9 protein-coding genes are annotated in these 13,202 nt (G+C 47.8%); 8 read left to right on the top strand and 1 reads right to left on the bottom strand.

What is annotated here, in order from left to right:
- Positions 1-23: 23 nt before the first annotated feature.
- The 3 genes from DXA55_RS06545 to DXA55_RS06535 all read left to right on the top strand — a co-directional run bounded on the left by DXA55_RS06545 (position 24) and on the right by DXA55_RS06535 (position 2,433).
- Positions 24-311 carry a hypothetical protein gene (locus tag DXA55_RS06545; RefSeq protein ID WP_117801644.1) on the top strand — a complete coding sequence of 96 codons (288 nt, stop codon included), beginning with the start codon at positions 24-26 and terminating at the stop codon, positions 309-311.
- A gap of 215 nt (positions 312-526) precedes the next feature.
- Positions 527-1,411, top strand: a complete 885-nt coding sequence (locus DXA55_RS06540) for a homocysteine S-methyltransferase family protein (RefSeq protein ID WP_117813413.1) — start codon at positions 527-529, stop codon at positions 1,409-1,411.
- Positions 1,412-1,722: 311 nt separating this feature from the next.
- Entirely contained in the window at positions 1,723-2,433 is a 711-nt protein-coding gene (locus tag DXA55_RS06535; protein ID WP_117801642.1) for an HAD family hydrolase, read from the top strand.
- 114 nt (positions 2,434-2,547) lie between these two features.
- Here DXA55_RS06535 and DXA55_RS06530 read toward each other — a convergent pair whose 3' ends face one another.
- Positions 2,548-3,909, bottom strand: coding sequence for an MATE family efflux transporter (locus DXA55_RS06530; protein WP_117813411.1), 1,362 nt, complete (start codon positions 3,907-3,909; stop codon positions 2,548-2,550).
- A gap of 300 nt (positions 3,910-4,209) precedes the next feature.
- Here DXA55_RS06530 and DXA55_RS06525 point away from each other — a divergent pair, with 300 nt between their 5' ends.
- The 5 genes from DXA55_RS06525 (at position 4,210) to DXA55_RS06510 (ending at position 12,940) form a co-directional block, all read left to right on the top strand.
- Positions 4,210-5,784 carry a carboxylesterase/lipase family protein gene (locus DXA55_RS06525; RefSeq protein WP_117805276.1) on the top strand — a complete coding sequence of 525 codons (1,575 nt, stop codon included), beginning with the start codon at positions 4,210-4,212 and terminating at the stop codon, positions 5,782-5,784.
- Between the two features lie 148 nt (positions 5,785-5,932).
- Positions 5,933-7,504, top strand: coding sequence for an AAA family ATPase (locus DXA55_RS06520; RefSeq protein WP_117761311.1), 1,572 nt, complete (start codon positions 5,933-5,935; stop codon positions 7,502-7,504).
- A 100-nt stretch (positions 7,505-7,604) separates the two neighbouring features.
- Entirely contained in the window at positions 7,605-7,745 is a 141-nt protein-coding gene (locus DXA55_RS17055; protein WP_158565047.1) for a hypothetical protein, read from the top strand.
- 198 nt (positions 7,746-7,943) lie between these two features.
- Positions 7,944-11,198: a response regulator gene (locus tag DXA55_RS18090; protein WP_117813409.1), complete on the top strand. Its 3,255-nt coding sequence runs from the start codon at positions 7,944-7,946 to the stop codon at positions 11,196-11,198.
- Positions 11,195-12,940: an extracellular solute-binding protein gene (locus DXA55_RS06510; protein WP_117813407.1), complete on the top strand. Its 1,746-nt coding sequence runs from the start codon at positions 11,195-11,197 to the stop codon at positions 12,938-12,940. The genes DXA55_RS18090 and DXA55_RS06510 overlap by 4 nt, the downstream gene beginning before the upstream one ends.
- The last annotated feature ends 262 nt before the right edge of the window (positions 12,941-13,202 follow it).

Here is a 13,202-nt window from a genome sequence, read left to right as displayed (position 1 = left end):
GTACCAGGAAAGAAGGTGGAGAAATGAAGAAGGCAGTAATTTCCGTACTTGTCGGTACAGCAGTATTGGCTTTCGTTGCGTGTGGAAAAAATGCTGCAACGGAAAACAGTTCCGATTCGGGTGTTTCAACGGTATCGGCATCCTCGCAGGTGGAAAATGGACAGAAAGCAACCCGTGTGAACCAGGGAACAAATTTGTCTCCGGGGTCACCGAAAAATACCACATCCGGTGGAGGGAACAGCTCGGGCAGGACACATCATTCGGAGACGCATCATTCGGAGACACATCATTCAGACGCGCATCATGATTGAGAATGTCGGGGTTTGCTGAACATTCGTGAACAGAAACAGACGAAGGGGTATCCAAAACGGATACCTCTTTTCTACTTGTCGGGAAAACAATACAATGCTATACTGAACATGAATTTGACGCGAAAAGCGCGGCAGGTTCAGAAAAAAACAGCCGGGATTTGTCAGTATACGCGGACATGTGCTGCAGGGAACTCGGGCAGAATGGAGAAAAGAAAATGACAAGAGAAGAATTTGAACAGCTTGCCGGAGCAGGTGTCATTTTATTGGATGGCGCAACCGGATCAAATCTGACAAAAGCGGGAATGCCAAAAGGAGTCAGTACAGAACTTTGGGTTCTGGAGCATCCTGATATTCTGGCAAATTTACAGAAGGCTTACGTGGAGGCGGGAAGCCAGATTGTCTATGCGCCGACCTTTGGTGCAAACAGATTGAAATTAGCGGATTATGGAAGAGAAAACGAGGTGGAGGAGCTGAATGCACGCCTGGTGGACATTTCGAAAAAAGCGCTTGCCGGAACAGGTGCGCTGATTGCGGGAGATTTTTCCACACCGGGAAGAATGCTGCAGCCAAAAGGCGATCTCTCTTATGAAGAGCTGCTGGAATCCTACACAGAGCAGGTAACAGCGGTAGCAAATGCGGGCGTTGATCTTCTGGTAGCGGAGACGATGCTGAGCGTAGACGAAACGTGTGTCTTTATGGATGCTGCACTTTCTGTCTGCGATCTGCCGATTATGTGTTCTCTGACGCTGGAAGCAGACGGTTCTGCCCTGTTCGGCGGAAACGCTGTGGAAGCAGTTGAGACACTGCAGGAAATGGGAGCATCCGCCGTAGGACTGAACTGCTCGGTCGGACCGGATCAGCTTGAGGCAGTCGTAAATTCCATGAAAAAAGTGGCAAGAGTACCGGTTATCGTAAAACCGAATGCCGGCCTGCCGAAAATTACGCCGACCGGTGAGGCAATCTACAGCATGGATGCGCCGACGTTTGCAAGATATATGAACATTCTGGTAGACGCGGGTGCAGGCATTGTCGGCGGCTGCTGCGGAACAACACCGGAGTATATTCGTCTGGTGAAAGAAATGCTGGATGCGAGAAAGTAAATCAAAGATTACAATTCGCAGGAAACTGTGAGATGTAATGAATTCCCCTGTTGCGGACAAAATCTGTACGGGGGAATTTTTTTACGTTACCGGAAACTTCGTTGAATTTTCCGATAAAGTAAAAAGCCCTCCGGGCAGGATTCTTTCTTACAGAGAGCAAGACAAAACAGGTTTCAACGATCTGGTTTGATGGACAGTCTGGGTGGAGAAAAAAAGATAGGAAGTCTGGAAAAAAGACATGGAATTGTGGAGAAAAGTCTGGTAGAATACGTGTCGTGTGGAAAACTTTCCGTAAGAAAGGATGATGAAGGATGTATCAGAATTATATTTTTGATTTATATGGAACTCTGGTAGATATACATACGAATGAAAAGAAAGCGTATCTCTGGAAAAAAATGAGCCTGTTCTTCGGCATGAAAGGGGCCGCCTATGAGCCGAAAGAACTCCGGATGGCGTATGAGACAAAAATCAAAGAGCAGGAAGCTGCGCTTAAAATGGAATGCCGCGGCAGCCATGTACCGGAAATCGACATTGCGGATGTGTTCCGGCAACTGTTTGAGGATCAAGCTGTTTCGGTAACGGAAAAAGAAATTGCAGATCTGGCGAAAATGTTCCGTGCGATTTCGATAGAAGAACTGAAACTGTTCCCCGGCGTGCCGGAAATGCTGCAGCGTTTAAAAGACGCAGGAAAGAAGGTTTTTCTGCTGTCCAACGCACAGGCGCTTTTCACCGCGCCGGAAATTTCCCTGCTCGGCCTTACGAAATACTTTGATGGAATCCTGCTCTCATCGGATGCCGGTGTGAAAAAACCGGATCCGGCGTTTTATGAGATGCTGCTGAAGCAGTATCACCTCGATCCGGCAGAATGCCTGATGACAGGAAATGACGATATCGCTGACTGCCACGGTGCAGCCTCTGCCGGAATTGCAAGCCGTTACGTGGCAACGCGCCAGTCACCGAAAATAAACGACCCGCTGCCGGAAAACTGTGAGAAGATCGCGGCGATTGCGGAGTTATTTTAACTGAAGAGCATTCAGCAGCACTCCTGAAAAAATAATGCGAAAAAAGGGGCTGTCGCACTACGTTCATTTTCTTAGTGCAACAGCCCCTTTTGCTTATGTCAGGAAAGGAATCCTTCAGTTTTTCCGCATTCCTTTATCCCACCGGAATTTCCGATAGCAGGCATAAATCAGAACACTGCATACCAGCCATCCCGCCGGATAACCAAGTGCAATCGGAATGATGGAATCAAATATATGAGACATCGCAAACAGGTAAATCTGGCGGAACACGACGAAGCTTCCGAGCATTACGATCATTGGTGTTCTGGTGTCTCCTGCGCCACGCAGGACGTTGGAATAAACCTGGTTGACGCAGCAGAGAATGTAGAACGGGGAGAGCAGATACAGGAACAGGGTTCCGAAACGAATCACAGCTGCCTCCTGGTTAAACAGATAGACCATTTGCGGAGCGAAAATCAGCAGAGGAATCATCATCACAATGGTTACAAGCTCAGCAAGCAGGAATGCGGTTGTAGCACCCTTCTTTGCACGGTCAATGTAGCTGGCACCGACGTTCTGTCCGGTGAAGGTGGTCGAAGCAAGACCAACACTCATCATCGGCAGCATCATAAACTGGTCGATTTTCATGCAGGCACTCCAGCCCGCCATAACATCCGAGCCGAATACATTGATATAGGACTGCACGAAAACGTTGGAAACGGAAGTCACCATCTGCTGGATCGCTGCCGGCAGTCCGACGCAGACGATGCGGTACAGCAAAGACCAGTCCATGCAGAGCTTTTTCCAACAGATGCGGTATGGGCCGTCTGTTGTGGTCAGCACATACAGCGTCAGAACCGCCGAAAGGCACTGTGCAATAACGGTTGCAAGCGCCACACCCTCGATTCCCATGCCGAAGGAAACGACAAACAAAAGATCGAGCACGGTATTGACAACAGCGGAAAAAATCAGGAAATACAGCGGATGGCGGGAATCGCCGACAGCGCGGAGAACGCCGGAGCCCATGTTGTAGAACATCAGACCGGCAACACCGCCAAAGTAAATTTTAAGATACGTTGCCGACTCACGGATGACATCGTCCGGTGTGCTCATCATGCGGAGCATGTACGGCGTGATGAGAATGCCGAGAATGGTAAAGACAATGGAGAGAATAAACGTCATCACCAGTGTCGTGCTGACGGTGCGGCTGACCTTTTCATCCGCCTTTGCGCCATAATACTGAGAGATAATGACACCGGCACCGGTGGAAAGTCCCATGAAAAAGCCGATCAGAGAATTGATGATCGGACCGACGGAGCCGACGGCGGCGAGTGCTTCCTTGCCGACAAAGTTGCCGACAACGATGCTGTCAACGGTGTTGTAAAGCTGCTGGAAGAGATTTCCGGCCATCAGCGGAAGCGAGAAGAGAAGAAGCTGTTTCCAGATAGAGCCCTGGGTCATATCGCGGGCTTTGCTCTTTTGTACTGTTTTCGTCATAGTAGTCCCCTTTTTTACGTTGATTTTACCTTCTTTTTTATTGTAGCACTTTGAAGTTGTGATGGAAATATCCATTTTTGACGTGATTTTCGGACTTTGTTGATATAAACAGCCGAAAACGGAAGTGAAAAGAATTGTTTCCGAATAAATTGTCTGGTATAATAAGAAACAGATGCGTAAATGCAAAAACGACAGTTGTTTCGAAGCCTGATGAAACGGAAGGATCGTGAAGATTTTGCAGCAGTTTTTGAAAACTGCGCATCACAGAATAGGATTGGGCAGAAAGAGGGTAGCTGAAATATGGGAGATTATTTTGTATGTAGTAAAACAGATCCGGTAGTGGAGACAAAGGCGGGAAAGGTACGCGGCTTCCGCCTGAATACGACGTATGCGTTTCATGGAATCCATTACGCTGAGGCGGACCGTTTCCAGATGCCACAGCCGGTGAAACCATGGAAAGGAATCAAAAATGCGCTGGCGTACGGCTATGTATGTCCGCTTTTAAAGCAGGATGAGCCGAACATGGAGGTGCTGGTACCACATCGTTACTGGCCGCAGGACGAGCATTGCCAGAACCTGAATGTCTGGACACAGAGTCTTGATCCGGGTGCGAAAAAGCCGGTCATGGTATGGCTCCACGGCGGCGGCTTCAGCGCCGGCTCTGCGATTGAGCATGTGGCATATGAGGGGGATCACTTAAGCGAGTTCGGTGATGTCGTTGTTGTTTCCGTGAACCATCGGCTGAATATCCTCGGTTATCTCGATCTCTCGCCGTTTGGCGAAAAATACAAAAATTCTGCGAATGCAGGAAACGCAGATATGGTAGCTGCATTGCAGTGGGTACATGACAATATCGCGGCATTCGGCGGAGACCCGGAGAATGTTACGATTTTCGGTCAGTCCGGCGGCGGTATGAAGGTAGCAACGCTGATGAATACGCCGGCAGCAGACGGCCTGTTCCAGAAGGGTATCATCGAGAGCGGTGTTTATGAGGCAAAGGTTTATCAGAAAGAGGACGGAGACGGCACCGCGATTGTGAAGGCTCTGTTAAAAGAACTGAATCTGGACGAGTCCGAGGTGGAGAAGCTTGAGACGATCCCGTATTATGAGCTGTCAAATGCGTACAATAAAGTTGAGGCAGAGGTTGCTGCGAAAGGCTGCTATATCGGACAGGGACCGATGGAGAATGGCTGGTTCCGCGGAAATCCGATCAAGTGCGGATTTACGGATCACGCTAAAACGATTCCTGTGCTGGCAGGAACCAACATCGGTGAGTTTGATTTTGGACCGGTTGTGCCGGGAAAACATGAGATGAACCGTGAGGAACAGATTGCGTTCCTGACGAGAAAATATGGTGATGCAACGCCGGAGCTGATTTCTCTTTTTGAAAAAGCATATCCGGACAAAACAATTGTGGATCTGTGGTCTGTGGATACGTTCTTCCGTCCGGACACGATCGAATTCATTCGTCAGAAATCGGAGTTTACAGAAGCGCCGACCTATTCCTACCAGTTTACCTATGAATTCCCGATCGATGGCGGAAAAGCCGCATGGCATTGTGCCGAGATTCCGTTCGTATTCCATAACATCGACCGCATCGCCGTATGCAATGTCCCGGGCGAAACAGACCGTCTGCAGGAGCGTATGGCCACCGCCTGGATCAACTTTGCCCGCTACGGAAGTCCGGAAACCCCATCCCTCCCGAACTGGCCGGCATGCACCCCAGGGGATGAAGCAACCATGATTTTCGACAGAACCTGTGAAATCCGCCGCAACTTCGATCACGAGCTGGTGAAAAAATTGGTGGAAACCGAGTATAACCCGATGACACCGGTTGTGGAAGACGAGGAAGAGGACGCGTTCTTTATTCATTAATTAATTGACTCATAGCAATCCCAGAAAAAACAGCCAGAATGTTTTGCCTCAGTTAAAAACATTCTGGCATTTTTCAACTTATGCTAAATTGAACTTAAGGCAAGAATATCGTATGATAGAGGTAGAAAGAGAAAGGCGCAGGTGGAATATGGGAGTTTATCTGAATCCGGGAAATGAAAAATTTGCAAAAGCGGTTCAGTCCGAAATTTATGTGGATAAAACAGGGCTGATCGAGTATACCAATCAGGTGATTAATACTGTGCAGAGATATGTCTGTGTCAGCCGTCCGCGGCGCTTTGGAAAATCTATGACGGCGGATATGCTGACGGCTTATTATGGGAAGGAATGCGATTCCAGAGAACTTTTTTCTGGATTGAAAATTTCTCAAAATGCTGTATTTGCACAGCACTTAAATCAATATCCTACGATTTTTTTGAATATGCAGGAATTTCTGAGCCGGAGCAAGGAAATTGGCCAGGTGATTGACCGTGTTCGAAGAATGCTGCTGCGGGAACTGAAAAACAGTTATCCGGACGTGGACTACTTTGACGATACGGATCTGGTAGAATCGCTGCAGGATATTTATGCGGCAACAAAACAGTCGTTTGTCATTATCATTGATGAATGGGACTGTGTTTTCCGGGAATATCAGCAGGATAAAAAAGCACAGGAAGAGTATCTTGATTTCCTGCGGGATTTTCTGAAAGATAAGGTTTACGTAGCACTTGCCTATCTGACGGGTATTCTGCCGATCAAAAAATATGGAACCCATTCTGCACTGAATATGTTTGATGAATTTACAATGCTTGATCCAGGGCCGCTCGCAGAATATGTAGGATTTACGGAGCAGGAAGTAGAAGAACTCTGCGGCCGGTATCAGATGGATCTGGCAGAAATTAAAAACTGGTATGACGGCTATTCGTTCCCGGGAGAAAGTTCGGTTTACAGCCCGCGTTCGGTTGTCAATGCCATGCGATTCCGGAAAATCGGCAATTACTGGAATCAGACAGAAACATTTGAAGCACTACAGTGGTATATTGATCTGAATTTTGACGGCCTGCGGGATGACGTACTGCAGATGATGGCAGGGAAAAAGATTCCGGTGAACACGGGCAGTTTTACGAATGATATGACAACTTTCCGGACAGAGGATGATGTGCTGACACTGCTGATTCATCTTGGATATCTTGGTTATGAGGAACAGAATAAATATGTTTTTATTCCGAATGCCGAGGTACAGTCAGAATATGCCAGTGCGGTAACCGTTTCCCAATGGGGAGATATTTCAAAGGCACTGAAAAATTCCGCAGATCTTCTGCAGGCTGTGTGGGAAAAACAGGAAACACAGGTAGCAGAGGGAATTCGGCTGGCACATTTTGAAACGTCACAGCTTCAGTACAATGATGAAAATGCGTTGAGCTATACGATTTCACTGGCGCTGTATGCAGCACGGAATTTTTACACGGTTTACCGTGAACTGCCTGGGGGAAAAGGGTTTGCGGATCTTGTTTTCGTACCAAGAAAAAGATACCAGGACAAACCGGCGCTGGTTGTAGAACTGAAATGGGACAAAACAGCAGAGGGTGCGCTTGCGCAGATTAAGGACAAAGAATATTGCAGAAGTCTGGAAGAATATCAGGGAAACTTGCTTCTGGTAGGAATTAATTATAATAAAAAGACAAAAGAACATGTTTGCAGAATTGAGGAATATCAGAAGTAAAAGGGAGAGGAGGTATTATGAATATTGAAAATCGTAATATTCGTTTTACTTCAACGGTAATTTGCAGGATCTTTTTGGGGATTTACTTGAAGATTTGCTGGTGGGAGAGAATCAGATTCTTGAGGGAAAGACGACAAGGTGGGAAGATGAGCAGAAAAACAGTCTGATCCTGTCTTTCCCGGACACGGATACATCGGAAGAGCGCGTTATTTTTCTGGGCTTATACAGGACGAAGGCCTGATTCGGGACAGGATGAGTGGTGTCCTGAAATCATGTAATAGAAAAACCAGAGTCGGATGAGAATGTTTTCACCGGCTCTGGTTTTGCGTTTCCGGTAACGGTTTTGAGCGGTAAATGCTATGCAATTCTGCCGCGGGAATGGTATAATAAAACCAGTATGCGCCGCTTTAGGCAGGCTGCTTAGAAAGAGGATCGATGCATGTACACATATCTGATTGTAGATGATGAAATGATAGAGCGAAAGGGCATTCGGATGCTGCTTTCGCGGATGAATATCCGGGAGAATATTCTGGAGGCCTCCAATGGAGAGGAAGCGCTGGAGGTGTTTGAAAAAGAGAAAATTGACGTACTGCTGACCGACATCAATATGCCGTTCATGGATGGAATTGAGCTTCTTTCCCGGATTCATGAGGCGTATCCGGGGACGGAAACGGTGATTTTCAGCGGGTATGATGAGTTTTCCTACGCAAAAAAGGCAATTTCCTACGGTGTTTTCGCCTATATTTTAAAACCGGTCAACCCGGAAGAATTTGAAAAGGTGGTTGGTGAAATCACGGAAAAGCTTGCAAAGAGTGAGCGTGAGGAAAAACGGAAGGACGAAAGTATGGAGTTTCTGCGGGAGCATCTGCTGTATCTGATGGTCAATGGTCAGAGCCGCAGCGCAATGCAGGAGAAAACACAGACGCTTCTCGATATGAGCTTTGTCCGGGATTTTTGCCGTATGGTACTGTTGGAGTGTGCCAACAACTATTTTGAACAGGTAAACAGCGAACAGATTGAAAAGATGCAGAGCGATTTGCAGATGCCGTTTCACTATCTGAACCTGAACCCACAGCAGTCCATCCTGTTTTTTAGCGAGGAGCCGGATGGCGGCTGGGAAGCGTTCGGACGGAAGCTGTACCATTATATTCGTGAAATGTGGGACCAGGAATGCTTTCTGGCCGTGTCGGGCGAGATCACGCCGGACGGTGAGCTTTACGATGCATTTGCACAGACGGAGCAGCTCATGGAGCGGCGCTTTTATCACACGGGAAACCATGTTTTTCTTCCTTTTCAGGAGGAGCAGTCCGAGGTGCTGGTGCAGATTGATGCTGAAATCCTGATCCGCCAGATCCAGCAGGATATCCGCATGAAGGATCTGGAGAGCCTGCGTGAACACTTTGACCAGTTCTGCGAAAAGTATGAGCACCAGACGATTTTTTCTCAGATTTACATCAAATTTATGTTTTCCAACTTATTGAAAGAGATTTACGACAATCTCGAGAGAAAAGATGAGCGGGAGCTGGACCGTGAGATCGACGCCCTGTATCACAGCAGCAACATGGCCGGTGTGATTCAGGCGGTCCGTATGGGTATTGACCGGCTCGAAACGGTCTTCCGCGCAGACGGTGGTGTTGCGAAACGCAGAGAAGTCGAGCAGATTAAACAGTATATCTGTGAGAACTATTCTGACAGTGGCATGGGTGTTGACCAGCTTGCGCGCGAGGTTGGCATGACACCGAATTATCTGAGCAGCATTTTCAAGAAAAGTACAGGAGAAAACCTGAGCCGCTACTTAAAAGGTTTCCGTATGGAGCGCGCACGGGAAATGCTCGAAAATACAAACGAAAAAATCGGCGTAATCTGTGAAAAATGCGGTTTTGTGAATGTGTCCTATTTCTGTCAGAGCTTCCGCGAATATTTTGGAATCAGCCGCAGAAATACCGGGATCAGGGGGAGTAAGATGACATCATTTGCCGGCAGAATAAAAAAAGCATTTTCAGATATGAAGGTACACCGGAAGCTTATCGTGGCTTACGTTCTCACAGGCCTTTTCCCAATGTGCCTGATGTTCACACTGTTTTACACCCAGATGCGTCGTGTACTTGTCGAGCGTGAGATCAAAAATCTGCAAACCACCTTTGATCAGGCAGTGGACGATGTGAATACGGAGCTTGCGCTGCACCAGAGCATGTCGGACTATCTGGCATTCGACCAGACGATTGTTCAGATTGTAAAGGCAGAAGACAAAAACAGCTTCGAAGCATACGAGCGCATGGTGAAAGAGTTTGATCCGATGATGGATTCCTTAAGTTATTTTTACCCGGAAATCCGACAGTCTACGGTCTATGTGCGTGATTCCGTCATTCCGCACGGCATGTATCTGCGTCCGGCGCAGGAAATTGAAAATGATGAATGGACAGCACCGGCGGACAATGATGTTCACTGGTATGCCGATATGGATCAGGGAACGGTGACGCTGGTGCGCTCGATGCCGCTGATTGATGACGGAAAAGGCGGTTTTTTATACATTTCCATGGACTACAGTAAGATTTTTGGCTCCATGGAGCTTGCAGTCAATGAGGATTACGGTGTTTTCGTCTACAATGAGGGCAAAGAAGTGCTGTATGAAAATCAGAAGATGACCAGGAATGCAAAATACCAGATGGAATTTTCAGACTTTCAGAAGATACAAAAAAAAGAGAAGCAGAATACAGCGAACTACATTCTCCTGGAAAAGGAGATTGAGCAGAATGGATGGCATGCCGCGTGCTATCTGCCGAAAAAAGGCATCATCAGTCCGATGCAGCCGATTCTTCTGATGGTTCTTTTGATGTGGGCAGGCTGCGTTATTTTCTCTGCGGTCGTGATTATGAAATTCTCCGGAAACATGGCGCACCGCCTTGAAAAGATAAAAATGACAATGTCCGAGGTAGAAGAAGGAAATCTGGAAGTGGAACTGGTTTCTACAGAAAGGGATGAAATCGGTGATCTGACGCGCGGCTTTAACCAGATGCTGTCGCGTATCCGTCAGCTGATTCAGGAAGTCTATGAGAGCCGCATCTGCCAGAAGCAGTATGAAATGACGGCGCTCCGTGCGCAGATTAACCCGCATTTTCTGTATAATTCGTTGTCGCTGATCAACTGGAAAGCATTGGAAATCGGTTCGGATGATATCAGCAAGGCTACGCTGGCGCTTTCGCGGTACTACCGGACTTCTCTGAACAAAGGCAAAAATACGATGTCCATCCGCGAGGAGATCGACAATGTGCGTTCGTATCTGCAGATTCAGGAAATGTTTCACGACTACAGTTTTACGGTCAAAATGGATGTGGCGGAGGATATTCTGGATTACCGTACACTGAACCTGATTCTGCAGCCGCTTGCCGAAAATGCGATTGCACATGGAATTGACCGGCGGCGCGGCAGTGAGCCAGGCGTGATCACAATCAGCGGACGGCGCGACGGAGACTGTGTGGTGCTTTCCGTGGCGGATAATGGCGTTGGCATGGAACAGGAAAAAGCACAGACCATTCTGACGGAGAAGAGCAGCGGCTACGGTGTGCGGAATGTCAATTCCAGGATTCAGCTCGAATACGGAGAAGCGTATGGTCTTTCGATTGAGAGTGAGCCGGGAAAGGGAACGAAAGTGACGGTACGGATTCCGGGTGTGGAAAGGGAGGTACAGGCATGATGCAAAAAAAAATTGCGGCAGGCCTCGCTGTATTGCTGGCAGCGGGAACGATTCTGGGTGGCTGCGGAGAAAGTGGCGCAGCAGGGAATGATTCTGTTTCCGATGCTGCCGGAAATGAGGCTGCGGCTCTTACGGAAGCGAAAACAACGCCGTACGGACGTTACCCGGAAACCATCACGTACACGCTGGCAAAAATGACGGGTGTGAATAATTCCAATCTCCCGGAGGGAGAAACCTATGAGGACAATGCCTATACACGCCTGATCCGCGAAATCATTAATGTACAGAACGAGGATGTTTATGAAAACTACGGTGATACCTATAACGTTGGCATTTCTACCATGATTGCAACAGGAAACATTGCCGATATCATGGTTGTGGATCAGAAAACGATGAATGCCATGCAGAAAAACGATCAGCTTGCCGATCTTACAGAGGTTTATGCAAATTGTGCCAGCGACCGTATCAAGGATATTTATGCAAGCTACGGTGAGGAGATTCTGCAGGGCTGTACCTTTGACGGAAAGCTGATGGCATTCCCGGAAACCAACATTTCGGACGGTCCGAATCTTCTATGGGTGCGGAAGGACTGGATGGAAAAACTGGGACTTTCCGTACCGGAAACGATCGATGATGTGAAACATATTGCGTTGACGTTTGCAGAGGAGAATCCGGCAAACCAGGAGATGGGTAACATCGGTCTTGCAGTCAGCACAACTCTGTACGGCGGCACGGGCATTTCTTCGGAATACGGCATGAATCTTATTTTTGCCTCATTTGGTGCATATCCGGGAAGATGGCTGACGGATGCGGAAGGAATGCCGGTTTATGGTTCCGTTCAGCCCAATGTAAAAGACGCACTTGGCATGTTAGCAGACTGGTACCAGGAGGGCGTCCTTGACCGGGACTTTTTGATCCGCACACAGGATGACATTGCCGATCTCATTGCCCAGGGACGCTGCGGCATTTTCTTCGCACCGTGGTGGGCACCGAACAACCCGCTCTGGCGCTGTCATGAGACGGATCCGGAGGCCGACTGGCAGCCGTTTCTGATTCGGACCGGGAAGGATGGAAGTGTGCGGTACTGCAACGAAAAGCTGACCGGAAATTATGTGGTAGTGCGAAAAGGGTATGAATATCCGGAGATTGTGCCGAAGATCCTGTCGGTGATGTTTGATTATATGCGCTATTCCTACGATGATCCAAGGGGAGAATTTCAGCAATATTATACGGGAAATATCGATCCGACGGCACGCCCCTTAGCAATCAATCTCGACTATAATCAGGCACTGACGATCTGTTACGAAAATCTGCAGGCGGCACTGAACGGGGAAAAATCGGAGGATGAGCTGGAGATTCTGGAAAGATCGTTCGAAAAGGTATGCCGCGCCTATCTGGAGAACCCGAAAACAGCGAGTGCGGAGGAGTGGAGCGCTTATTTATCCCGTATCAAAGCCTGCTCGCTTTTGAGCGACGAAAAGATTCAAAGAGTGAATACGATTTATCCGACCCGGACGAAGACCACAGAAGCATATCGTTACACCTTAAAAGAACTGGAGTCGGAGACCTTTTTAAAAATTATCCGGGGCGAGTCTGAGCTTTCTTCTTTTGATGATTTTGTAAAAGAGTGGCAGGAGGAAGGCGGAGATGAAATCATTCAGGAGATGATTCAGGAAAGGAAAAGCCTGAGTTCACAGGAAGATCAGAAGGCGGAAGAAAAAACAGAAGAAAAAACAGAATAAAAAACAGAAGAGGAGGCAGGACGCACCGGAAAAACGGTGCGCTGCCTCTTTTTCTGCTGCGGAAAAGAATTCTGCAGATTGCGGAAATGATTTTCCGGATACGCTCCGGTGTAGAAATGTAACGTAGAAATCCAACATAGATCATAGATTCTTGATATTTCAGAAAAATCCGCCAACTGCTATAATAAAATCAACAAGAACGAGAGATACCAAGCAGCAAATGCGATATGACAGCAGACGTTCCAGAAAGAAAAATCATATA

Source organism: Blautia sp. OF03-13 (assembly GCF_003460685.1).
Classification (GTDB): Bacteria; Bacillota; Clostridia; order Lachnospirales; family Lachnospiraceae; genus Fusicatenibacter; species Fusicatenibacter saccharivorans.
Note: the sequence above shows the minus strand (reverse complement) of the source record. Positions and strands in the feature narration are given on the sequence as shown.